This window comes from Eubacterium sp. AF16-48 (assembly GCF_003479405.1).
Lineage (GTDB): Bacteria > Bacillota > Clostridia > Lachnospirales > Lachnospiraceae > Eubacterium_G > Eubacterium_G segne.
This window is the reverse complement of the sequence record NZ_QUHB01000019.1, coordinates 1-24,990: the sequence shown is the minus strand read 5'-3', so window position 1 is coordinate 24,990 and position 24,990 is coordinate 1. Positions and strand designations below refer to the sequence as shown.

16 protein-coding genes are annotated in these 24,990 nt (G+C 36.1%); 3 read left to right on the top strand and 13 right to left on the bottom strand.

The genetic code is table 11. The annotated features are described in order from the left end of the window. Positions 1-335: 335 nt before the first annotated feature. The 6 genes from DWW68_RS13030 to DWW68_RS13005 all read right to left on the bottom strand — a co-directional run bounded on the left by DWW68_RS13030 (position 336) and on the right by DWW68_RS13005 (position 10,833). The gene (locus tag DWW68_RS13030) at positions 336-1,568 is read right to left on the bottom strand and encodes a nucleotide sugar dehydrogenase (protein ID WP_118590404.1); all 1,233 of its coding nucleotides are present in this window, start codon (positions 1,566-1,568) and stop codon (positions 336-338) included. A 227-nt stretch (positions 1,569-1,795) separates the two neighbouring features. Beyond that, positions 1,796-3,283 carry a glutamate synthase subunit beta gene (locus DWW68_RS13025; protein ID WP_118590401.1) on the bottom strand — a complete coding sequence of 496 codons (1,488 nt, stop codon included), beginning with the start codon at positions 3,281-3,283 and terminating at the stop codon, positions 1,796-1,798. A 14-nt stretch (positions 3,284-3,297) separates the two neighbouring features. Continuing rightward, a complete protein-coding gene (gene gltB / locus DWW68_RS13020; RefSeq protein ID WP_118590398.1) occupies positions 3,298-7,845 on the bottom strand; it encodes a glutamate synthase large subunit in 4,548 nt (1,515 codons plus the stop codon). Positions 7,846-8,055: 210 nt separating this feature from the next. Then, on the bottom strand, positions 8,056-9,336 hold the full coding sequence (gene rpoD, locus DWW68_RS13015) for an RNA polymerase sigma factor RpoD (protein ID WP_021951826.1): 1,281 nt from the start codon (positions 9,334-9,336) through the stop codon (positions 8,056-8,058). Between the two features lie 142 nt (positions 9,337-9,478). Next, a complete protein-coding gene (locus DWW68_RS13010) occupies positions 9,479-9,916 on the bottom strand; it encodes a hypothetical protein (RefSeq protein WP_021951825.1) in 438 nt (145 codons plus the stop codon). A 110-nt stretch (positions 9,917-10,026) separates the two neighbouring features. After that, positions 10,027-10,833, bottom strand: a complete 807-nt coding sequence (locus tag DWW68_RS13005; protein ID WP_118590395.1) for an HAD family hydrolase — start codon at positions 10,831-10,833, stop codon at positions 10,027-10,029. 165 nt (positions 10,834-10,998) lie between these two features. Here DWW68_RS13005 and DWW68_RS13000 point away from each other — a divergent pair, with 165 nt between their 5' ends. Beyond that, a complete protein-coding gene (locus tag DWW68_RS13000; protein ID WP_021951823.1) occupies positions 10,999-12,588 on the top strand; it encodes a potassium/proton antiporter in 1,590 nt (529 codons plus the stop codon). 87 nt (positions 12,589-12,675) lie between these two features. On the opposite strand, the gene DWW68_RS12995 is transcribed toward DWW68_RS13000, so the two are convergent. Continuing rightward, complete coding sequence (locus DWW68_RS12995) at positions 12,676-13,215, bottom strand: ferritin-like domain-containing protein (RefSeq protein WP_021951822.1); 540 nt, start codon at positions 13,213-13,215, stop codon at positions 12,676-12,678. Positions 13,216-13,458: 243 nt separating this feature from the next. Here DWW68_RS12995 and DWW68_RS12990 point away from each other — a divergent pair, with 243 nt between their 5' ends. Further along, positions 13,459-14,379 (top strand): aldo/keto reductase, encoded by a 921-nt coding sequence (locus DWW68_RS12990; RefSeq protein ID WP_021951821.1) that lies wholly within the window; start codon positions 13,459-13,461, stop codon positions 14,377-14,379. Positions 14,380-14,693: 314 nt separating this feature from the next. Here the strand turns inward: DWW68_RS12990 and DWW68_RS12985 are convergent, their stop codons facing one another. From DWW68_RS12985 to DWW68_RS12965, 5 genes are all read right to left on the bottom strand, one after another. Continuing rightward, on the bottom strand, positions 14,694-15,329 hold the full coding sequence (locus DWW68_RS12985; RefSeq protein ID WP_021951820.1) for a DUF308 domain-containing protein: 636 nt from the start codon (positions 15,327-15,329) through the stop codon (positions 14,694-14,696). A 407-nt stretch (positions 15,330-15,736) separates the two neighbouring features. Continuing rightward, the gene (locus DWW68_RS12980; protein ID WP_118590392.1) at positions 15,737-19,492 is read right to left on the bottom strand and encodes a phosphoribosylformylglycinamidine synthase; all 3,756 of its coding nucleotides are present in this window, start codon (positions 19,490-19,492) and stop codon (positions 15,737-15,739) included. 144 nt (positions 19,493-19,636) lie between these two features. Next, the gene (locus DWW68_RS12975; protein ID WP_118590390.1) at positions 19,637-20,392 is read right to left on the bottom strand and encodes a TIGR03915 family putative DNA repair protein; all 756 of its coding nucleotides are present in this window, start codon (positions 20,390-20,392) and stop codon (positions 19,637-19,639) included. Further along, positions 20,385-21,716, bottom strand: a complete 1,332-nt coding sequence (locus tag DWW68_RS12970) for a putative DNA modification/repair radical SAM protein (protein WP_118590387.1) — start codon at positions 21,714-21,716, stop codon at positions 20,385-20,387. The genes DWW68_RS12975 and DWW68_RS12970 overlap by 8 nt, the downstream gene beginning before the upstream one ends. Before the next feature lie 190 nt (positions 21,717-21,906). After that, positions 21,907-22,587 (bottom strand): hypothetical protein, encoded by a 681-nt coding sequence (locus tag DWW68_RS12965; RefSeq protein ID WP_118590384.1) that lies wholly within the window; start codon positions 22,585-22,587, stop codon positions 21,907-21,909. Between the two features lie 281 nt (positions 22,588-22,868). Here DWW68_RS12965 and DWW68_RS12960 point away from each other — a divergent pair, with 281 nt between their 5' ends. Further along, a complete protein-coding gene (locus DWW68_RS12960) occupies positions 22,869-23,672 on the top strand; it encodes a zinc dependent phospholipase C family protein (protein WP_021952111.1) in 804 nt (267 codons plus the stop codon). A 76-nt stretch (positions 23,673-23,748) separates the two neighbouring features. Here DWW68_RS12960 and DWW68_RS12955 read toward each other — a convergent pair whose 3' ends face one another. Next, positions 23,749-24,573, bottom strand: coding sequence for a hypothetical protein (locus DWW68_RS12955; protein WP_118590381.1), 825 nt, complete (start codon positions 24,571-24,573; stop codon positions 23,749-23,751). Between the last annotated feature and the right edge of the window lie 417 nt (positions 24,574-24,990).

Below are 24,990 nucleotides of genomic sequence, written 5' to 3'. Positions count from 1 at the left end.
TATAACACCTCTTTCCTTTAATATTTCGAGGTGTATACTATTAGTTTTTCTTAATCTTTTTATAGTATACACCGGATGTAAAAAAAATACAATAGTGAGCATTAGAATCCACTTGCAATCCTCACATCGCAGTATTTTTATTACATCTTACATTTATTATATTACATATATTTTGTTGTGTAGTCAAGTTGTTTTTGTTGTTTTACATATTTTTTGTGTTTTATCGTGTAACCAGCATAAAACATAAATTGCATATTCATTGTCAAGTACCCCACAAAAAATGGAGACATCCTGCGACATCTCCACTTTCACTTAATCTCTATTATTTATCCACATTAATCTCTTTCAAAGATATCTCTTGTGTATACCTTGTCTCTTACATCATCTAAGCATGAATCATATCTGTTGGCAATAATTGCCTGGCTTAATTCTTTAAACTTAGCCAAATCATTTACAACCCTGCTTCCAAAGAATGTTGAACCATCCTCTAATGTTGGCTCGTAAATAATAACTGTGGCACCTTTAGCCTTGATACGCTTCATAACACCCTGGATTGATGACTGACGGAAATTATCTGAATTAGACTTCATTGTAAGTCTGAATACACCAACAACAACTTCCTTTTCCTTTGATGCATCATAAGCATCACTACCGGTATATGCGCCTGTCAGTTCAAGAACTCTATCTGCTATATAATCCTTACGTGTTCTGTTAGACTCAACTATGGCAGTCATCATGTTCTGTGGAATGTCAGCATAGTTGGCAAGCAACTGCTTTGTATCCTTTGGAAGGCAATATCCACCGTAACCAAATGAAGGATTATTATAATGAGTTCCAATACGAGGATCTAAGCAGACGCCGTTAATAATCTGCTGGGTATTAAGTCCCTTAGACTCTGCATAAGTATCAAGTTCGTTAAAGTATGATACACGAAGTGCAAGATATGTGTTAGCGAAAAGCTTTACAGCCTCTGCCTCTGTAAATCCAATAATTAATGTATCAATATTTTCCTTAATGGCACCTTCCTGTAAAAGACCTGCAAATGTATGTGCAGCCTCTACTAAACGAGGATCGTCTAAATCAGTTCCCACAATAATTCTTGAAGGATAAAGATTGTCGTAAAGAGCCTTAGACTCACGAAGAAATTCAGGGCTGAATATAATATTCTTTGTGTTGTATTTTTCACGTACTGACTCAGTGTATCCTACCGGAATAGTTGACTTAATAACAATAATTGCCTCCGGATTATACTTAAGAACCAATTCAATAACAGCTTCAACTGCTGATGTATCAAAGAAGTTCTTCTTGCTGTCATAATTAGTAGGTGCAGCTACAACTACAAAATCTGCATCCTTATAAGCTGCTTCGGCATCAAGAGTTGCTGTAAGATTCAAATCCTTCTCTGCCAAATATTTTTCAATGTAATCATCCTGTATTGGTGATTTCTTATTATTAATTAACTCTACCTTCTCCGGGATAATGTCAACAGCCATAACCTCATGATGCTGTGACAAAAGTGTTGCTATAGACAAGCCAACATAACCTGTTCCTGCTACTGCAATTTTCATAAAGTAACCTCACTTTCATTTATGTTTATAAAATAGTATTTTCTGTTTAATCAAAATGCTTTCTATATTATAAAGCATTTTGTTAAAGTGTGCAAATTATTTAAAGATTTTATTATTAATATTTCAAACTTTTCAAAGAAAAAGCGGAAACACCTCTACGATGCCTCCGCTTTTTCACTATATTTGCTTCACTAATGTAAAGCCATTATTTTTATCCTAATTTTTTCCTACAAATTCGTATATCCCATCAGTGACTCATCTACTTCCTTTGCGCAGTCTCTTCCCTCACGGATAGCCCACACAACTAATGACTGGCCTCTATGAACATCTCCTGCCGTGAATACGTTTTCTACACTTGTTGCATATTTTCCGGGCATTGTGGCAATGTTGGTTCTAGGAGTTGTATCCACCTTAAATGCCTTTGTCACATAATCTTCACTACCTAAAAATCCTGCTGCAATAAGTACTAACTGACAATCAACTTCGTATTCACTGCCCGGTATTTCTACCATGTTCATACGACCTGTTTTCTCGTCTTTTTTAGCCTCCAGTTTAACAAGGATAAGTTTACATAAGTTTCCTTCTTTGTCTTTAACAAACTCCTTAACTGTAGTCTGGTATACTCTTGGGTCATGACCAAACACAGCTATGGCTTCTTCCTGACCATAATCTGTTTTGCAGATTCTAGGCCACTCAGGCCAAGGATTATTAGCTGCTCTCTCATCCGGTGCCTTAGGCATCATTTCCAACTGCAAAACACTTTTAGCTCCATGTCTGATACTTGTTCCCACGCAGTCATTTCCTGTATCACCACCACCGATTATTACTACATCCTTATCTTTTGCAGACACATAGGTGCCATCAACTAATTTGCCGTTATCCAGAAGGCTTTTGGTAGTAGACGTAAGGAAGTCAACAGCGAAATAAATTTCCTTTGCATCTCTTCCCTTTGCATTAATATCTCTTGCATGCCTTGAGCCACAGGCTAAAACTACTTTATCGTATTTCTTAAGAATATCTGCTGCCTTAACATCTTTTCCTACATTTGTGTTAGTAACAAATGTAACTCCCTCTTCCTTCATAATATTAACTTTTCTGTCAATAATATGCTTCTCTAATTTCATGTTAGGAATACCGTACATGAGAAGTCCGCCGATTCTGTCGTCTCTTTCATATACCGTCACACTGTGACCACGCTTATTAAGCTGATCTGCCACTGCCAGTCCTGAAGGGCCTGAGCCAATTACAGCAACCTTCTTTCCTGTTCTTACATGAGGTGCCTTTGCACTGGCATATCCCTTTTCATAAGCATTTTCTATAATAAGGTGTTCATTTGCCCTGACACTTACCGCATCACCGTTTAAACCGCATGTGCAGGCTTTCTCACATAATGCCGGACAAACTCTTGAAGTAAACTCCGGAAAGTTATTTGTTTTATGAAGACGATTATAAGCCTGCTCCATATTTCCGTTGTATAACAAATCATTCCACTCAGGAATTAAATTGTTAAGAGGACATCCTGAAACCATTCCTGCTATAACCTTACCATTCTGGCAAAACGGGACTCCACAGTCCATACATCTTGCAGCCTGACATTTCTGTTTATCCACAGACAGAGGTTCGTGGAACTCGTTAAAATTTTTTATTCTCTCTTTTGGCGAAGTTGCCTTTGCTTCTTCACGTTCATATTCTAAAAATCCTGTTGGTTTACCCATCTTCGTTTCCTCCTCTATCTTGTAGCTGCATAGAATGCTTCAATCTGTGCCTGTTCAGGATTAAGACCCTTTTCTTCCATCTTTGCTATTGCGTTAAGCATCTTCTTATAGTCATAAGGTATAATCTTTTTGAATTTCGGAAGGTACTCTTCAAAATTATCCAAGATTTCTTTACCCTTAACTGAATTTGTATATTTAACATGGTCTTCTATCATTGCCTTAAGTTCTAATACATCGTACTTATTTGAAAGTTCCTCCGTAGATACCAATGACTTATTAACCTTTCTGTACAAATCATTATTTTCATCTAGTACATAGGCAACTCCGCCACTCATACCTGCTGCAAAGTTCTTTCCTACCTTACCGATTACTGCGACACGTCCGCCTGTCATGTATTCGCATCCGTGATCTCCTACTCCTTCAACTACAGTAGTTGCACCGGAATTTCTTACACAGAAACGTTCTCCGGCAACACCGTTAATATAGGCTTTACCACTGGTTGCACCATAAAAAGCAACGTTTCCAATGATGATATTTTCATCCTGCTTAAAGGTTGAACCCTTTGGCGGTTTAACAACAATTTTACCACCGGACAATCCCTTTCCTAAGTAGTCATTGCTGTCACCTGTAAGCTCAATTGTCATGCCGTTTGGTATAAATGCACCAAAGCTCTGACCACCTGCACCGTTACATTTAATAATATACATATCATCATCTAATGTGTCGTTATAGCGTTTTGTTATTTCAGAACCAAATATTGTACCAAATGACCTGTCAATGTTAGTTACATCTACCTCAACTGTTGCAGGCTTTTTAGCCTCCAGCGCCTTTCCTAATTTTTTAAGAAGAACTGTCACATCCTTAGTACTTTCTAACTTAAAGTCATATACATTTTTCTTTAGGTACTGAACCCTTGTGTCTGCAAAATCTGTGCTTAAGATTCTTGACAAATCAACTTCCTTTGCTCTCTCAGGTGCAATATTGTCTTTAACCTTTAATAAATCAACTCTTCCTACTAATTCATCTATTGTTCTTACACCTAACTTAGCCATGTATTCTCTTAATTCCTGAGCAATAAACTTCATGAAATTAATTACATATTCAGGTTTTCCCTTAAATCTCTTACGAAGTTCAGGATTCTGTGTTGCCACACCTACAGGACATGTATCAAGGTTACATACTCTCATCATTACACAGCCCATTGTTACAAGAGGTGCTGTGGCAAATCCATATTCCTCTGCACCAAGCATGGCTGCAATTGCCACGTCTCTACCACTCATTAACTTACCATCTGTTTCCACTACAACCTTATTTCTAAGTCCGTTGGCAATAAGAGTCTGATGAGCTTCTGCCAATCCTAATTCCCAAGGAAGTCCTGCATTGTAAATTGAGTTTTCAGGAGCTGCTCCGGTACCTCCGTCAAAACCTGAAATCAGTATTACCTGGGCACCTGCCTTTGCAACACCTGCCGCAACTGTACCAACACCTGCCTCTGACACTAATTTAACTGAAATTCTTGCATCTCTGTTAGAATTCTTCAAGTCGTAAATCAACTGTGCCAAATCTTCAATAGAATATATATCATGATGTGGTGGTGGTGAAATAAGACTTACTCCCGGTGTCGAATATCTTGTTTTAGCTACCCATGGATAAACCTTCTTTCCAGGCAAGTGTCCGCCTTCTCCCGGTTTTGCTCCCTGTGCCATCTTAATCTGAATTTCTTCAGCACTTACAAGATATCTTGATGTAACACCAAAACGTCCTGATGCCACCTGTTTAATTTTTGAACATTTATTAAGTCCGTCTTCTCCTATTGTAAGACGCTCTACGGATTCTCCACCTTCACCTGAGTTTGAACGGCCGCCAATCATATTCATGGCAATAGCCATTGTCTCATGAGCCTCCTGTGAAATGGAACCATATGACATGGCACCGGTTTTAAATCTCTTTACAATAGAATCAACACTTTCTACTTCATCTATAGGAATACCACCGTCTTCCGGATAATTAAAGTCCATAAGACCTCTTAAATGTACCGGTGACATTTCCTCATCTATCATATGAGTATATTGTTTAAACAGCTCATAATTATTAGTCCATGTTGCCTGCTGCAATGTATGAATAGTAGCAGGATTGTACTTGTGTTCCTCCTTACCGCTTCTAAGCTTGTGGTCACCACTGCTTTCCAATGTAAGGTCTACATCTAATCCCAATGGGTCAAATGACTTAGAATGAAGTGTTTCAACACTGTTTTCAATATCCTTTAATGTAATTCCTTCCACACGGCTTACTGTTCCTGTGAAATATTTATCTATAACATCTTTACTGATACCAATTGCTTCAAATATCTGTGAGCCCTGATATGACTGGATAGTTGAAATTCCCATTTTTGATGCAATTTTAACTATTCCGCTAAGTATTGCCTCGTTGTAATCATCAATTGCCGCATATGGATCTTTGTTAATCATTTCCTCTTCTACCATTTGTTTAATGGTGTCATGGGCAAGGTATGGATTAACGGCACTGGCACCATATCCTAATAATGTTGCAAAGTGATGTACGGCTCTTGGCTCACCACTTTCTAATACCAAAGAAAGTGTAGTTCTTTTCTTTGTTTTAACTAAATACTGATGTACTGCCGAAACTGCCAGCAATGATGGAATCTGTACATGGTACTCATCCACTCCTCTATCTGATAAGATAATAATGTTAGCTCCATCTTTGTGTGCCTTATCCACATCCACAAATACCTGATCTATAGCTTTTTCAAGAGATATTCCCTTGTAATATACAATAGGAACAACTGCTGTTTTAAATCCCGGTACATTAATGTTTTTAAGTTTCAAAATATCCGTATTAGTAAGTATCGGATTGTGAATCTTCAATACTTTACAGTTTTCCGGCTTTTCCTCTAAGATATTTCCGTCTTTACCAATATATACCGATGTAGAAGTTACTATTTCCTCTCTGATTGCATCAATTGGAGGGTTAGTAACCTGTGCAAATAACTGCTTGAAGTAGTTAAATAACGGATGGGTTCTGTCACTTAAAACTGCAAGAGGTGTATCTTTTCCCATTGCCTTTGTAGCTTCCATTCCATTATTTGCCATTGGAATAATTCTCTTTAAATCTTCAAAAGAATATCCAAAATTTTTCTGCAATCTTTGTCTTTCTTCTTTTTCATATGTTTCTACCTTAACATTAGGAATATGAATGTCCTTTAAGTACACAAGATTGTTGTTAAGCCATTCACCGTATGGCTTTCTTGCTGCATATTCTTCTTTTAATTCATCATCATCTATTAGCTTTCCATTTACTGTATCAACTAACAGCATACGACCCGGGCGAAGTCTTTCCTTGGCAACTATTTTAGACGGATCAATATCTAAAACACCTACCTCTGAAGAAAGGATCAGCTGGTCATCATTTGTAATATAATATCTTGACGGACGAAGACCATTTCTGTCAAGAATTGCTCCCATGTAATCTCCATCGGAAAACAGGATAGATGCAGGTCCGTCCCAAGGTTCCATCATTGTGGCATAATACTGATAGAAGTCTCTCTTTGACTGGCTTATTGTGTCATTTTTCTCCCATGGTTCAGGGATACACATCATAACTGCCAATGGCAAATCTACACCATTCATTACTAAAAACTCTAATGTATTATCAAGCATTGCTGAGTCTGAGCCCTGTGTGTCTACTACAGGCATAACCTTTGTCAAAGACTTCTGCATATATTCGCTGGACATGGATTCTTCTCTGGCAAGCATATTGTCGGCGTTACCACGGATTGTATTAATTTCTCCATTATGAACAATAAATCTGTTTGGATGTGCACGTCTCCAGCTTGGCTGTGTGTTAGTTGAAAATCTTGAGTGAACCAAAGCTATTGCTGACTCGTAATTTTTGTCCATAAGGTCTGCGAAAAACGGACCTAACTGATTAACAAGAAACATTCCCTTATATACAATAGTTCTGCTGGAAAGAGATACTGTGTATGTTCCTGTATTACTGTGAGAGAAAACTCTTCTTACTATATAAAGCATACGGTCAAAGGCTATTCCCTTTTCAACTTCTTCCGGTTTCTTAATGAAACACTGCATTATATGTGGCATGCACTCTAATGCCTTTGTTCCCAACACTTCCGGATGAACAGGTACTTCTCTCCATCCTAAAAACTCTAATCCCTCTTTCTGGGCAATGATTTCAAACATTTTCATTTCCCTGTTACGCTTTAACTCATCCTGTGGCATGAAGAACATACCTACGCCATATTCTCTTTCTCCTCCAATGTCAAAGCCTAAAGGTTTAGTAACCTTCTTAAAAAATTTGTGGGAAATCTGTAGCATAATACCTACACCGTCACCGGTTTTTCCTTCAGCATCTTTACCTGCACGATGTTCAAGGTTTTCTACAATTTTTAAGGCATTTTCTACTGTGGCATGACTTTTTACACCTTTGATGTTTACAACAGCTCCTATACCGCAGTTGTCGTGTTCAAAGCGTGAATCATACAAACCATCTTCTTTTGCTTTTTCAAATAACACATTTTGATCCATGAATTTGTCCTCCTGTAAAAAAAGAGGTGCAAAGGGACATAGTATCTCTACTATGGTGCCCCATTGCACCTCTTTCTTGTTCTTTACTTAATTTTATAAACTATTTTATCAAAAAAATCAAGTAAAATTAAGTTTAAATATTAAGTTTTATGATTTTATTAAGTTCTGATGTGTTAAACTTTCCCACCAGCCCTTTGTTTCTTTAAATTTTTAATCATTTAAGAAGTCTTTAATCTTTTTGCTTCTAACAGGATTTCTCAGTTTTCTTAATGCCTTTGCTTCAATCTGTCTGATACGTTCCCTTGTTACGTTAAAGATTTTTCCTACTTCTTCAAGAGTTCTCGGATGTCCATCCCTTAAACCAAATCGTAAAATAATTACTTCTCTTTCTCTATCCTTCAAATCCTTAAGCAGCACATCAATATGTTCACGAAGCATAACCGACTCAATATTGGCTTCCGGTGTAACCGTATTATTGTCTGCTACAAAATCTCCTAAGTTAGAGTCATCCTCTTCACCGATAGGTGTTTCAAGGGATGCCGGCTCTCTTGCAATCTGCATAATCTCTAAAACCTTCTCCTCAGTCATGTCTAAGGCATCTGCTAATTCCTTAGTAGATGGCTCATAACCTAACTCAAGAGTAAGTTTTCTCTGCATCTTTGACATTCTATTAATAGTTTCTACCATATGAACAGGTACTCGGATAGTTCTGGCATGATCCGCTAAAGCTCTTGTAACGGACTGTCTAATCCACCATGTTGCATATGTACTTAACTTGTAACCTTTAGTATAATCGAACTTTTCTACGCCTTTAATAAGACCTAAGTTTCCTTCCTGAACCAAATCAAGGAAACTCATTCCACGTCCGGTATATCTTTTTGCAATACTAACTACAAGACGGAGATTAGCCTCTATTAATTTCTCTTTTGCGGCAACGTCACCTTCTGTCTTACGTTTTGCAAGTTCAAGTTCTTCATCGGCGGTCAACAATGCTACTGTACCAATTTCCTTTAAGTACATTCTTACAGGATCTTCAGTTCCTACACCCTCGAGCAAATCCACGGCATCTAATTCTACTGCCTCTTCATCATCATTTTCAAAATCCTCGTCTGTAGGTCCTAATAAATCTTCTGCATCAATGTCTACCAATGCTATGTCTTCATCAGTCGGTTCGGCAGCAAGGTCTGAATCACTGGGTTCTACATCATCTAGTGAATCTGACTCAAACTCATCTTCCTCATTACCTTCCTCAACCGGTTCCGGTTTCTTAGCATCTTTCACATCTTTTTCTGCACTTTTTGGCTCTGCATCAGACATAACAACGCTAATTTCAGCCTCACTTAGTCTCGCAAGTATAGTGATTTCCTGCTTTGCAGTCAACTTGTCCTCTGAAAAATAATCTTTAATTTCTGATGTTGTTATCTGGTTATTCTGTCCCTGACATTTTTCAACCAGCTCTTCAACTTTTTGATTAAAATCTTGTTGTTTCAATACAGTATCCTTTCTAAATCACGAAACTTCTGTTTCTCTTTAAAGTATCTGTCGGTCCACATTATATTATACACAAAAATTGACCGGTGTAAACACACCAGTCAATTTTTTTTGTTTTCTTGTTGAAAATTACAACTATATGTTATTTTTTCAAATCATCCGGTGATACAATAGGTGACCAGCCGTCATCCTGCCCCGGATATTCTTCTGTTACTGTTTCGCCTTTTTTATTTGTCTTTGGCTCTTTGTTTTGAGATTCTTCTATAATAGAAATATTATCCCAGTAGTTTGTTTCTTTATTGTTCTTATTACCTTTTTTGCTGCTCTTTTTTGAGTTTTTTTTGCTTTTTGCTGTTGTTTCATCACCTGCTACCGGTAAATCTTCGTTACCATTTTCAGCTGTTGTCACATTTTCATTACCTGCTTTCACTGTTGTCTCAACCTGAGCTGCTGTTGCGTTATTAGTCTGCGGTGTATCACTATCTTTGCCTTTTTTTGAAACAACTACTGCCACTATTATTGCAATTACTATAACTGCTACTAATGCTATGGCAATTATATTTTTTTTCTTTTTATCCATCTCTATCTCCTCCTTGTATAATATGCGATGCCACCTTCTTCGATCAGCGGCAGTTCATCGGAAACGTTTTTCTAAAATGTTCCCTCCTCTTTATTTAGTGTAACATTTTTCTATAATTGTCCCAATTCCATTATAATCCGGGCTATGGCATTTTCTGTGTTTTTAACCGTAATTCTGTCTGCTATTTTCTTTACATATGGAATAGCATTACCCACTGCATAGCCTATATCTGCACATTCTAAAAGAGATATATCATTTTCATAATCTCCTATGCCTAACGTGGTATGAATGTCAATACCTAAATGTTCCTTCATGTATCTGACCGCTGCCCCCTTACCACTGTGTGCACTGTTTACTTCAATGCCCTCCGGCCAGCTTAAATCAAATATGAAGTCTTCTCCAAACTTCTCCTTTAAATCCTTTTGAAGTTTAGGGGTTATATTTTCATTTTGGAAAAGCAATATTTTTAACGGTTCACTGTCTAAACTGTCCATAAACCGGGCTAAAGCTTTAGGTTCGCCTTTATGCTCCTTTGAATCAAAATGAGCACTTTCAAACTTACCGTCTTTACTTATTGTGTTAACCCAATAAGTTTCTGCTTCCTTCCAGTTGTCATTTACATATGTTAAAAGTTCAAGGGTCTTTTTCCTGTTCATATGCCAGGTTTTAATAATCCTATCCCTTTTCTCATCATAAATAACTGCACCATTCAGTGATACTATGGGAGCATTCACCTTGAACTGACCTTCAAACAGCTTTGCATGGTCGGGAAATCTCCCGGTGGCTAAAGTAAACAACCCACCTTCTTTTTGAAAATATCTGATAGCTTCAGCATTTTCCTGTGATACTTTTCCCGGTTCATATGTTAATGTTCCATCGCAATCTGTACAAATCAAATACCCTGTAAATTTTCCCATTTTACTTTTCCTGTTTTTGTATTTCTATCCTTTTCGACACATTTTACAATTATACCAAAAAAATACAGCTAAATCAATGGCTATTGGATATAAATCATAAACTAACATTTTAAAGTCATTTTTATGTTAATATAGACATAGTTTATCATCGAAAGGAGGCTTTATATGGCAATAACTCTCACTTTAATTGCTATTGTTTTATTTTCATGTATATTAGCAGACAAATTTTCCGGCAAATTTGGTATGCCTGCTCTTATTCTTTTTATGACTATCGGTATGCTGTTTGGATGCGATGGTTTCTTTAAGATTCAGTTTGACAACTACGACTTTGCAGAAAAAATATGTACTGTTTCTCTTAGTTTCATTATGTTTTATGGTGGTTTTAATACCAAGTGGAAAACTGCCGGAAATGTTGCCGGACGTGCTATATGCCTGTCTACTGTAGGGGTACTTATTACTGCCGGCATAACAGGTGTGTTTTGCTATTTTGTTTTACACCTTAGTTATGCGGAAAGTTTTCTTATTGGTGCCGTATTATCATCTACTGATGCCGCCAGTGTTTTCTCTATTCTCAGGACAAAAAAACTTAATCTTAAAAATAGCACTGCCCCTCTTTTAGAAATTGAAAGTGGTAGTAACGACCCTGTTTCATACCTTCTTACAATGATAGGTATCATTATATTAAATGGTGGGAAACTTACTAATCTTCCATATTTTACTTTTGCACAGATTGTTTACGGTATTGCTATTGGAGTAATCATTGCCGGTTTAGGTATTGTAATTCTTACAAAAACCTCCCTTATTTCCGATGGATTAGATACTATTTTTATGATTGCCCTTATTATTTTTTCCTTTGGTGTTTCAACTGCCATTGACGGAAATGCCTTTTTAACTGTGTATCTTTTAGGAATAATATTAGGAAACAGTAAAATTAAAAATAAAAAAATTATGATTCCTTTTTTTGACGGACTTACAAGTCTGGCGCAAATTCTTATTTTCTTTTTGTTAGGACTTCTTGCATTTCCTCATAAGTTTGTGGCAATTATAATTCCGTCTCTTTTCATTGCAATATTTTTAACGCTAATAGCACGACCTATAGCCGTTTTTTCAATATTAGCACCTTTTAAATGTAGTTACAGGCAATGTCTTTTAGTTTCATGGGCAGGACTGCGTGGTGCTGCCTCCATTGTGTTTTCCATTATGGTTGTAGCCAGTGGCAGGGATGTTCCTTTTGACATTTTTCACATAGTTTTTATGGTGGCACTGTTTTCCGTAGCAATACAGGGTACCTTAATTCCCTATGTAGCCAGAAAACTTAATATGATTGATGACAATGATGATGTCCGTAAAACTTTCAACGATTATCAGGAAGAATCTGCCATTACATTAATGCGAATGTATATACCTAAAGGACACAACTGGGAAAATAAGCTTGTAAGTGATGTTAATATGCCTACCAATTCCCTTGCCATTATGATAAAAAGAAATGGCGACACCATTATTCCCAATGGTGATACGAAAATCCTTGGAGGCGACAGCGTTATATTAAGTGTTCCTTCCTATGAACCTTCCGGAAAAGAGAATCTTGAAGAAGTGGTTATTGACAAAAATCACAGCTGGTGTGACAAGCGTATTCAGGATTTAGATCTCCCTGAGAATGTGCTAATTGCCCTTATAAAACGTGGAGACGAAAGTCTTATTCCTGATGGAGGGACATATATAAGAAGGAACGATGTAGTGGTTACTTATAGGTAATTTTTTTAACTACATATTCTTAATACAAAGCAGCAGATTCCGGCACCATATTATTTCATTCCGGAATCTGCTTATTAGTTTTTAATTTTATTTATCCAGCAACGCCCTAAGCAACATAATATGATATTCTTCATCTTTTATTATTCTTGCCATTATCTGATTGATATTTTTATCTTTTATCATATTCATATGTCGGCGGTACTGGTTAATGGCAATTCGCTCACCTTCAATGTCTGCCCACAGCATATTTCGTATATCTCCACCTATTTTTACATTAGACGGTGACCACATTACCTGCCTTCCTGTGGAATTTTTTGTTGTAAAATCTAATGTTCCTCCCAACAGGCATATTAATTCTCCTAATTTTTGAAGATGAATCATTTCTGCCATGGCTATTCCCAATATAATTTGAGCTATCTCGCATTTATTGCCGGACATTCTTCCTTCCTGATTTATATACTGCATGGTTGATGTCATTTCAGATGACTGACCGCAATAATCCAATGCAAGCAACTCTGCATACGCCTTGTTTCTTTCTTTTACCTTTATTTCCGGATACGGAAGTGCAACCAGTGCTGGCTTTACACTGGAAAAATTGCATTTATTAGTTAGCATGTCTTCTATCATTTATTTTCCCCACAATGTTTTATATATTAATATATGTATTTTTAGGCAAAGGGTACTTGTTTATAATAAAATTGCTTTTGTTTTAATAAGGCATTACTTTTTTGCTGCTAAAATAGTATACTATGAGTATGATTTTTAAGTAGAATATGATGTAAGCGAGTGGCATAATGTATTTTTGCACACACATCATATTATAAAAGGAAATCTTTATCAGGTATTATGAATTAACAAGGAGGCAACAAGATGAATACAATAAAATTAAGCAATACAGATTTTCATGTTCCAGCAGTTGCTGCCGGATGTATGCGAATTAACTGCTTAGATGAAAAAGCCCTTAGCAGTTATATCGAGGGATGTATTGAACTTGGAATTAATTTTTTTGACCATGCTGATATTTACGCAGGTGGCGAATGTGAGAAACTTTTTGGACAGGCTCTTTCTAATATGAATATTAACCGTGAGGATATTGTTCTTCAATCAAAATGTGGAATCATTCCCGGTGTAATGTACGATTTTTCCAAAGAACACATTATCAATTCTGTGGATGGCATTCTTAAAAGATTAGGTACTGATTATCTTGATATTCTTTTACTTCACCGCCCGGATGCATTGGTGGAACCGGAAGAGGTTGCCCAGGCTTTTGATATTTTGGAAAGCTCAGGAAAGGTTAGACATTTTGGTGTTTCTAACCAAAAACCTATGCAAATGGAACTGCTTCAGAAATATGTTAGACAAAAGCTGGTTGTAAACCAAATTCAATATAGTATTCCTTTTTCTAATATTGTAGCTAATGGTATGGAAGTTAATATGCTTACTGATGGTGCAATTGACCGGGACGGAAGTGTTTTAGATTACTGTCGTCTAAAAGATATAACTATTCAGACATGGTCGCCTTTCCAATATGGATTTTTTGAAGGTGTTTTTATTGGCAGTGACAAATATCCGGAACTTAATAAAGTCCTAAATGAATTAGCAGATAAGTATAATGTTACTCCAACCACCATTGCTACTGCATGGATTTTAAGGCACCCTGCCAATATGCAGGTTATAGCCGGCACTACAAAGCTTTCAAGAATGAAAGAGATTGCGGCTGCAACCTCTGTTAAATTAGAACGTTCCGAATGGTACCGTCTTTATTTGTCAGCCGGACATATGTTACCATAATGGAAATTTTATGACGATAATGCGTTTATTGTGTTAGCACAAATGATGTTGTTACAGTGCCAATAATGTTGTATTTATTTAAGTGGTGTACCAGACATACTTTACTAAAAAATCCACATAGCATTACTCTTTAACGGGTGTTTGCTAAGTGGATTTTTATATGCACTTATATAATTGTGCTATTTATTCTTTTTTCAATATTAGTTCTTACGATATTTTTAATTAGGACGGATTAGTTATGGTCACCATCTTCTATTATTTAATTAGAATAGATTAGTCATTGTCACCATCTTCTATTTTTTTAATAGGATAGTTTAGTCATCATCACCATCTTCTATTATTTCGTCTTCTATATCTCTATCGGCATCAAAAGCTATCTGCTCTATGGTCCAACGTTTTATTTTTCCTGAAACAGATAATGTTGTAATAAGGTCAATCAGTCCTGTAACGGCAAAGATAATACCTGTGCATTGAATAAAGAAATCGCCTGCAGTCTTTGTTCCATTATCATTGGAATTCATTGGCATCATTAAAACTGAAATTCCCAAAAGAATACATATTATGGCAAATACGAGTAATGGCACCCAATGGTTGCCCATTCTTTTAAGGTCAATGGCATTTTCAACTTTCATTAATCCACTTATTATGATTATTATTGCTATAACATAAGTTATAATTGATAATATAAGTTTCATGCATGCTAATACAAGTATTCCTGCTGCAATAAGCACTATGCCTACCACTAATTCATATCTGTAAAAGTCTTTTATTACATTGCTTCTTTTGTATTCAATGATATTTCTGATTCCCATTACAAACAAAATCATTGCCAAAATAACGCATACTCCTGTCATTATTTTGCCGGGATATTTCCACATAAGTATTCCCATTAAAATACTTAGCAATGAGTAGATAATCATTTCCCATTTTAGATTTTTTAAATAACTCATAGTCGGTACCTCCTTTTATTTGGTAGTTGTGAAAGTCTATTTCGTTTCGGGCTGCGCACACCTTTTTGAGAATGCAAAGCCATGTAACTCATAGACCTTCGGTCTATTTCGTTTCGGGCTGCGCACACCTTTTTGAGAATGCAAAGCCATGCAACTCATAGACCTTCGGTCTATTTCGTTTCGGGCTGCGCACACCTTTTTGAGAATGCAAAGCCATGCAACTCATAGACCTTCGGTCTATTTCGTTTCGGGCTGCGCACACCTTTTTGAGAATGCAAAGCCATGCAACTCATAGACCTTCGGTCTATTTCGTTTCGGGCTGCGCCCTATATAAATAAAAGTGAAAATGCTCTCTTGAAAGCAAGCTTTCATCGAGCCTTTTCACTTTTATTTATGCATGGCTTTGCTTACGAAAAGTATTCAACGCCTGATTCAAAGACTTTAAGGTCTTGTTCACCATAGATGTTTGTGGCAACTGATGTGCCTTTTCTTTCTATGTGAGCCATTTTACCTAAGCATCTTCCATCCGGACTTGTTATACCTTCTATTGCATAGTATGAACCATTTACATTCCACTCTTCATCCATTGTTGGTATACCCTGTTCGTTTACATACTGTGTTGCTACCTGACCGTTAGCAAACAATTCTTTTATGCAGCTTTCAGGTGCTACAAATCTTCCTTCTCCATGGGATGCAGGATTTACATATACACCACCTAATTCTGCTTTCTGTAACCAAGGCGACTTATTAGATACAACCTTTGTATATACCATCTTTGATACGTGACGGTTAATTGTGTTATAAGTAAGTGTTGGCGAATTAATATCCTGTCCTGTAATTTTTCCGTTAGGAACCAAGCCTAACTTTATAAGTGCCTGAAATCCATTACAAATACCTAATGCCAAACCGTCTCTCTCGTTAAGCAATTTGTGTACTGCCTCTTCAATCTTTGCATTTCTAAATGCTGTAGCAAAGAACTTAGCTGAACCGTCAGGTTCATCACCTGCACTAAATCCACCTGGGAACATAATAATCTGTGCCTGTGAAATAGCCCTTTCAAAGATATTAACTGAATCTCTGATATCTTCAGGTGTAAGGTTTTTAAATACCTTTGTTATAACATTTGCACCTGCATTTTCAAAAGCCTTAGCTGAGTCATATTCACAGTTTGTTCCCGGAAATACAGGAATAAATACTGTTGGTTTTGCTACTTTATTCTTACATACATATATGCTGCCCTTGTCATAAACAGGTGTATCTAATAATGACTTATCATTATGGCTTCTTGTTGGGAATACCTTCTCTAATGGCTTCTCCCATACCTTTAATGCTTCATCCATAGGTATTGAATCGTAGCCATATTCAAATGTAGCCTTATCATTTGTTTCACCTATTAAAACATAGCTTGCTGTTATATCATCTAATTTATCTGACGGTATTTCAGCAATAATATCACCAAATGATGGTGCGAACAAATCAGCGCCAGGTATTCTTCCGCTGATGCTTACACCAATGTTATTACCAAATGCCATCTTACTTACTGCCGGTATAATACCCTTGCTTTCAAGAGCATATGCTGAAATAATTACTCCATTCTGAATCATGTCATGAATCTTATCGTATAGCTTCATCACTTCTTCATAAACAGGCTTCTCATACTGATCTCTTACAATTTCAAATTTAACAATCTTATTACCTGCTGCTTTAAATTCAGGTGTTATAATATCTTTTTCCTTTGCAACATCCACTGCAAATGAAACCAGTGTCGGTGGTACATCAATATCATTAAATGTTCCTGACATACTATCCTTACCACCTATTGATGGTAAACCAAATCCCATCTGTGCGTCATATGCACCAAGAAGTGCTGCAAACGGCTGGCTCCAACGACGTGGTTCTTCAGTCATTCTTCTAAAGTATTCCTGGAAAGTCATACGAATCTTCTTATAATCACCACCACTAGCAACTACTTTTGCAATAGAGTCAACTACTGCGTAAATTGCCCCGTGATATGGGCTCCAGCTTGAAAGATACGGATCAAATCCATAACTCATCATTGTTACTGTATCACATTTTCCTTTAAGTACAGGTAACTTTGCCACCATAGTCTGTGTTTCTGTCTTCTGGTATTTTCCACCATGTGGCATAAACACTGAACCTGCTCCAATTGAACCGTCAAACTTTTCAACAAGTCCCTTCTGTGAACATACATTTAAATCTGATAATGTTTCAAGCCACTTATCTTTTACATCATCTACAACCGGTTTCTTGAAGAAATTCTTTTCTTCATCAGGCATATCCACCTCAACTGTTGTTTCCTGATGAGCACCGTTTGTATCAAGAAAAGCTCTTGAAATATTAACAATTTCCTTTCCTCTCCATTCAAGAACCAGTCTAGGTTCTTCTGTAACGTAAGCTACAACTGTAGCTTCTAAGTTCTCTTCATTTGCATACTTAAGGAACTGTTCTACGTCATCTTTATCAACTACAACAGCCATTCTTTCCTGAGATTCTGAAATAGCTATTTCTGTCCCGTCTAATCCTGCATATTTCTTAGGAACTTTATCTAAATTTACATGAAGTCCGTCTGCCAATTCGCCAATAGCTACTGACACACCACCGGCACCAAAGTCATTACATTTCTTAATTATGTGGCTGACCTCTTCTCTTCTAAATAATCTCTGTAACTTACGTTCTGTAGGTGCGTTACCTTTCTGTACTTCTGCACCACATGTTTCAATAGACTCTTCTGTGTGAATCTTTGATGAGCCTGTTGCTCCACCACATCCGTCACGACCTGTTCTTCCACCAAGAAGAATAATAATATCTCCCGGATCAGATGTTAATCTCTGAACGGCACGTCTCGGGGCTGCCCCCATAACTGCACCTATTTCCATTCTCTTTGCAACATAATCAGGATGATAAATTTCTTTTACCAATCCTGTTGCAAGACCTATCTGGTTTCCATATGAACTATATCCGTTAGCGGCACCCTGAACTAATTTCTTCTGTGGAAGCTTTCCGTGAAGAGTTTCACTCATTGGCTTAGTAGGATCTGCTGCTCCTGTAACACGCATAGCCTGATATACATAAGTACGTCCTGACAACGGATCTCTTATAGCTCCTCCAAGACACGTTGCTGCGCCACCAAAAGGTTCAATTTCTGTAGGATGGTTATGTGTTTCATTTTTGAAGTTTACTAACCATTCCTCTGTCTGTCCATCTACTTCTACAGGCACCACAATACTACATGCGTTAATTTCATCTGATTTTTCCTGATCATCTAACTTGCCTTCCTTCTTTAACTTTCTCATAGCTATAAGTGCTAAATCCATAAGGCATACAAACTTATCTTTTCTTTCACCAAAAACATCTTTTCTGGTATCTAAATAACTCTCATAGGTTTTCTCAATTGGTTCATTGAAATATCCTTCATCAAACTTAACATCTGTAAGTTCAGTGTTAAATGTAGTGTGACGGCAATGGTCAGACCAATAAGTATCCAACACTCTTATTTCTGTCATGGATGGATCTCTGTTTTCTTCATTTTTGAAATAATTCTGGATATGAAGAAAATCCTTAAATGTCATAGCCAGTCCAAGGGAATCATAAAGCTCTTTAAGAGGCTTTTCTTCCATATCTTTAAATCCCTCAAATATAATAACATCTGCCGGTTCTTCAAACTCTGTAACTAAAGTTTCCGGTTTTTCCAAGCCTGTTTCTCTTGAATCTACCGGATTTATGCAGTAATTTTTAATCTGTTCAAATTCTGCATCTGATATATCGCCAACTAAAACATATGTTGTAGCTGTTTTTATAACAGGATTCTCATCCTCGTTTAAAAACTTAACACACTGTACCGCTGAATCTGCTCTCTGATCAAACTGTCCCGGCAAAAACTCAACACTAAATACTTTTGAATTTGCTTCATCATATGGGAATGTTTCTTCATAAACATCATCAACAGGCGGTTCTGAAAATACTGAAGTTAATGCCTTCTTATATGTGTCCTCTGAAAGATTTTCAACATCATATCTTACAAGAACCCTAACTTCTTTTAAACCATCAATCTCCAGATATCCTTTAATATCCTCTGTAAGTTCTTTTGCAGTAACAGCATATGGCTGTTTTTTCTCTACATACACACGTTTAACTTTGCTCATCGATTCCTCCTAGAATAGTACAATAAATCTTGTGTTATTAATTTTGCCAACCATTACAATATGGCAAAACTACTTCGGTTAGTATAACACTAAAGCAATAAAAAGTGAAGAAAATACGCTTAAATCTTTGTAATATTTGTAATATTATTTCATTTCTATCATATACTTTCGGTACCATTGTGGAAGATTAGTCTGCTGGCATTTCGGATTGTACCTTTCATCAATACCTATTGTATCAAAAAACACCTTCCATAAATCTCTGTATTCATCATCCTTTTGAAGTCCCTCAGTTACTACTTCTATATCTCTTCCTTCAACTAAAATAACCTCTGAATCATGCCTGTGAACTGCTGACTTTTTTCTTTTTGTGTCATATATAATCCAGTCTTCTCCCGGAAATCTGTTTTTAAAATGCTCTGTTAAAAGAGGAATAACATCACACTTAGGCTCAATTTTTCCAAATAAAACTCCTCCCCTCAATTCATCAAATCTAATAAATCCCTTATATAAATGTGCCTCATTTACTGCTTTTCTGCTTAATTCCATAACCCGCATCACATACTCATTTCCCAGCATTTTAGTTACCTTTGCCCCAACATTATATCCCACTTTCAGGAAACCGAAAACGGCATCCCCCCGGTCTTCTTCATAATGCATGCATGCTCTGAAAACCATCGTATATGCCTCTAATGATATCTTTACCCTGATAGACTTAGCTACCTTTACCGCCTTTTCCAAATCTGTCTCAACAGGCACAAATTGAGAGAAAAATGTAGGTGCGTAATTTTCCCCCGGATGTATGCTCACATTGTATCCTCTATTCATATATACCCAGCCGTCATAAACGGCAGTCATTATTCCATCAAAACTTTCATGGCAAACTAACGTAATATTATCCATTAACTCTCACTCCCATATCCATAAGGGTCATCTGCTTATATGTTGTATCCTGCTCTATAGCGTATGTCTGCCTTTTATCTGTATCTGCAAGACTTCTGGCTATAAAATCCTGATTCATATTAAGAGGAAACATAGTTTTTCCGTTGCAGGTAATAAAATAAGCTGCCCTTTTTAATACAACTCCCATCTTTTTCAAACTTTCAAAATTAAGATTGTTATATCTCCTTGCTGATGTAATTCTTTTAGCTGACTTTACTCCAATTCCCGGAACCCTCAACAATGTATAATAATCTGCCCTCATAATTTCCACCGGAAACCGCTCCAGATGATTTACTGCCCAGTCACATTTTGGGTCTAAAACCACGTTAAAATTAGGTCTTTTTTCATTTAAAAGTTCATTTACCATAAAACCGTAATATCTTAAAAGCCAGTCTGCCTGATACAGCCTGTGTTCCCGCAAAAGCGGATTAGGACCTACCGGTGCAGGTGCATCAATGTTATGATTTACATTAACAAATGCTGAATAAAACACCCTCTTCATCTTGTATTCCTTATACATATATTCTGTTACAGACATTAGCTGATAATCTGTCTCAGGAGTTGCCCCGATAATCATCTGGGTGCTCTGACCTGCCGGAACAAACTTAGACTTCATCTTGTTACCCCTTCTTGTAATAAGACTGTATCCATCATTCACCGGGGCAATAAGATTTCCGCTTCCAGCCTGTATCTGCCGCATAGGTGCAAGTATATTCTTCTGATTCTTATTAGGAGCCAGCGCTTTTAGACTCTCCTTAGTAGGTAACTCCAGATTAGTGCTCATTCTGTCTGCTAAAAATCCTATTTTTTCAATGATTTCCGGCGAAGCTCCGGGAATTGCCTTTACATGAATGTATCCGAAAAAATGATGTTCATTACGAAGCTTCCACAGTGTTTCATATATAAGTCCCATAGTAAAATCAGGGCTTTTTAAAATGCCTGAGCTTAAAAACAGACCTTCAATATAGTTTCTTCTGTAAAATTCCATGGTCAGCTTACACACTTCATCCGGTGTAAAAGAAGCCCTCTTCACATCATTAGACTTTCTGTTAATGCAATATTTACAATCATAAATACATTCATTTGTATATAAAATTTTTAATAAAGAAACACATCTTCCGTCTGAAGCAAAAGTATGACAAATGCCACAGGCATGGGCATCTCCCATACCCTTACCTTTATTATTCCTGTCAACGCCACTGCTGGTGCAGGCAACATCATACTTGGCTGCATCTGTAAGAATTTTTAATTTTTCTGAAATGGTCATGTCCTGCTGTATTTCCATTGTCTGCTCCTTTTCTCGAACGTTTGTTCTGTTTCGTTTAGTATATCCCATTTTGAAATATAAATCAAGCCCAAAAATTTGGAAATTCAAATTTATAAACATTCCCCGGCCGGATACAAAAATACCGGTCTTCAATATATTTGAAAACCGGTACCTGTAGTTTTTATGTTTTTTCCTAATTCACAGTGTCCTACTCTTTTATGCCGTATACGCATTTTACAAATTTCACTGCCGCCTCTTTATTTTTAGAGAATTCCGGAAAAGCTATAACTGCATCCTTGTAATTATCACTGTAACCCTTGTAAAATTCAGTATCAGATATATCAAGTCCATATACTACACCGTCATTTTTATCCTTGTCTGTTTCTTTTTCAAACCTGGCATACACAAAATATGGTTCCAATTTCTTGTATAAATCCTCCGGCAACACATCCTTTACCCCAACAAGAAAACCTTCACTTTTTACCCATAAAAGTGAGCTTCTGTCAGTAATAATTACATCCATTTCTTTTGCTGACTGAACACTCATAAATCTAATGGATGAGCCTGCATCAATGCGGTTGTAACCGTATTCATCTGACATTTTAAAACCATATCCCGTGTCCACTTTAATATCATTTTTTTTGCAGCCTGTGTACTCGGAATACTTTTCCTTAACACGATCCTCTATTTTTTCGTTATTTAAGTCATTAAACACTGCACAGTACAATGGTTTTCTATTATTTGTTGCCACTCCATGTATTATTGCCGTCCCAAGGGCAATGGACAGAACCACAATAGTAATTCTTAATTTATAAAATTCCCAAGTATATTGAATTTTTGCCGTAAATGATAATGCTCTAAATTTATCTGACATTAATTTTCCTGACATTTTTTCTCCAATCGTAACATATAATAAAATGAATTTTCACATACAAATAATTCGGTTAAATACATTCATTAACCTGATAATTTTCATTTAATTTTTCATTAATCAGGCTCCGCTAAATGTTCTACCCTGTCAAAGCTATTTATTTACTGTACAATATTGTCTGCTAAAATGCAACTGACATACTTAATGTTTTTATCCAAATACAACCTACAAATTTTAATGTTTTATCTTCTTTCCTTATGTGTTAAACTAAGGTAAAGTTATTTTATGGGGGTGATTTTATGCCATCAACTTATGCACATAATAAATTTGGCAAATTAGTCATTGCCAAATTATCTGGCGACACAAAAGATATCATACGAAAATTTCCTGACTCCTTCCGCATAGGACTTCAAGGACCGGATTTTCTGTTTTTTTACAGAGCATTTTATATTAATAAAATAAACCAGACTGGTGTTAAACATCATAGGCAGGATGTTTATGATTTTATGGAACATGCTGTTTCCGTTATAAAAAAATATGGCAAAAACAGCCCTGAATATAGTTATATTTTGGGATTTATATGCCATTTTACCCTTGACTGCAATTGCCATCCTTATGTAAATAAATTTATGGAAATAACAGGCTGCGGTCATGTTGAAATAGAGGGTGACTTAGAACATCTTATGATATCAAAGGATAATTATATCCCCCAATATTACCCTATGGATTACCTTATTCCTGCAAATAGGGAAACTGCATTAAGCATGGTTTCATTTTATGAAAATTTATCTTCTAAAATTATTTTAGAAAGTCTTAAATGGATGAAATTTTTAAAGAGATTTTTTGTAGCTCCGGGATTTTTCAAAAGACATCTCATAGATACCTGTTTCCATATGACTATGAATTATAAAAAACTAAACGGTCACGTTATTAAACCGGGTATTAACAAAAAATGCAGACAGCAAACAAAATTTTTATATAAAGTTCTGAGAAATTCCGTTAAAAATGCCGTATTTTTAATTAATGATTTCAATAACGCAGTAGAACGCGACACTTCTTTATCAAATGAATTTCATAAAGATTTTAATGGAAATCCCTATTAGGAATCAATTCTGTAACTTAGGGCTGTGGCTTTAACGATTTATAATCCTTAGAGCCCGGCTCTTTATTTATTTGATTTTACACAAGAAACTCTTCTATATTTTCTGAAACTATTCTCATACTTAATGGATGTTGTTTTGTCTCAAATGTCATAATCAAATTCTTTCCCGGAAATATTCCATTTTTTTCATAATTTTCGATTTTTTTTATTGTTTTTTCTGCATACTCCCTATCATCCATCATCCCGAAATGCTCCCAGTAATACTCTTTTCTAGTCTTTTTGTTTAGAATTTTAAAGTCCGGCAATACATATCCGTATCCATTAAGCAAAACCGGTTGCTCATATGCATAAGGTATTCCCATTGACTTAAATTTATCAGCCAGAATTTTTTCTGATTTAGATTTAACCTTTTCGCCATTTTCTGTGATAATTTCTAATTCATCTTCTATCATATATCTCTTTGCAATTTTATTGCTTAATTTTTCCTTTTCATTCTTCTGGTATTCATACCAATATTCAACATAATCTTCTTCCGGCAAAACATACGGATGCACTATGGTTTGTTTCAGGGGATTTAATTTTTCGTACACCTGTACTCCTTCGTCAAAATTATACTTATTCAAAATTTTTTCAATGTATTTTTTATTTTCTTCTACTTTAGTTAGTAATTTTAATGTATATTCTTTTTGAGCCAAATCCCAAATCAGTTTTTTATTTTTCTTTTTAATATAGACACCATGCCTGTCTTCTTTACTTTTTCTCCAATAATACTGACACTGTTTCTTATTATTAGTAATATACAAGCTTCCTTCCGGTGCTTTTTTTAAGAATTCTACACTTTTGTTTTTCAATATATCCAATCTATTCAGCTCATCCATTAAAATCTCTCTTAAATTTATCATCGCTCTCCTTTGTATGTAACTTATGGTTTAAATATTATAATTTATTATATATTATTTCTTTCTTTATTTCAATATAGTTATTCATACTTTATATGTCTTTGTTGCAAATATTTTGTTCATTTCTGTAATTTTGTTTTTGTAAATCAGCAAGAGACGCTTCATACCGGGACTTCTCTATGAATTCATTATTTTCCCGGTTCATTTCACTTCTTTCAACTGATACGGAGATGATTCTTGCCAGGATTTTCTCATGAGTTCATTATTTTCCCGGTTCATTTCACTTCTTTCAACCGGTACGGAGACGATTCTTACCAGGATTTTCTCATGAGTTCATTATTTTCCCGGTTCATTTCACTTCTTTCAGCCGGTACGGAGACGATTCTTGCCAGGATTTTCTCATGAATTCATTATTTTCCC

What these genes read in the sequence shown, in the direction of transcription:
- DWW68_RS13030 (WP_118590404.1), bottom strand. Translation starts at nt 1,568, where the DNA reads ATGAAAATTGCAGTAGCAGGAACAGGTTATGTTGGCTTGTCTATAGCA.
- DWW68_RS13025 (WP_118590401.1), bottom strand. Translation starts at nt 3,283, where the DNA reads ATGGGTAAACCAACAGGATTTTTAGAATATGAACGTGAAGAAGCAAAG.
- gltB (WP_118590398.1), bottom strand. Translation starts at nt 7,845, where the DNA reads ATGGATCAAAATGTGTTATTTGAAAAAGCAAAAGAAGATGGTTTGTAT.
- DWW68_RS13010 (WP_021951825.1), bottom strand. Translation starts at nt 9,916, where the DNA reads ATGGATAAAAAGAAAAAAAATATAATTGCCATAGCATTAGTAGCAGTT.
- DWW68_RS13005 (WP_118590395.1), bottom strand. Translation starts at nt 10,833, where the DNA reads ATGGGAAAATTTACAGGGTATTTGATTTGTACAGATTGCGATGGAACA.
- DWW68_RS13000 (WP_021951823.1), top strand. Translation starts at nt 10,999, where the DNA reads ATGGCAATAACTCTCACTTTAATTGCTATTGTTTTATTTTCATGTATA.
- DWW68_RS12995 (WP_021951822.1), bottom strand. Translation starts at nt 13,215, where the DNA reads ATGATAGAAGACATGCTAACTAATAAATGCAATTTTTCCAGTGTAAAG.
- DWW68_RS12990 (WP_021951821.1), top strand. Translation starts at nt 13,459, where the DNA reads ATGAATACAATAAAATTAAGCAATACAGATTTTCATGTTCCAGCAGTT.
- DWW68_RS12985 (WP_021951820.1), bottom strand. Translation starts at nt 15,329, where the DNA reads ATGAGTTATTTAAAAAATCTAAAATGGGAAATGATTATCTACTCATTG.
- DWW68_RS12980 (WP_118590392.1), bottom strand. Translation starts at nt 19,492, where the DNA reads ATGAGCAAAGTTAAACGTGTGTATGTAGAGAAAAAACAGCCATATGCT.
- DWW68_RS12975 (WP_118590390.1), bottom strand. Translation starts at nt 20,392, where the DNA reads ATGGATAATATTACGTTAGTTTGCCATGAAAGTTTTGATGGAATAATG.
- DWW68_RS12970 (WP_118590387.1), bottom strand. Translation starts at nt 21,716, where the DNA reads ATGGAAATACAGCAGGACATGACCATTTCAGAAAAATTAAAAATTCTT.
- DWW68_RS12965 (WP_118590384.1), bottom strand. Translation starts at nt 22,587, where the DNA reads ATGTCAGGAAAATTAATGTCAGATAAATTTAGAGCATTATCATTTACG.
- DWW68_RS12960 (WP_021952111.1), top strand. Translation starts at nt 22,869, where the DNA reads ATGCCATCAACTTATGCACATAATAAATTTGGCAAATTAGTCATTGCC.
- DWW68_RS12955 (WP_118590381.1), bottom strand. Translation starts at nt 24,573, where the DNA reads ATGATAAATTTAAGAGAGATTTTAATGGATGAGCTGAATAGATTGGAT.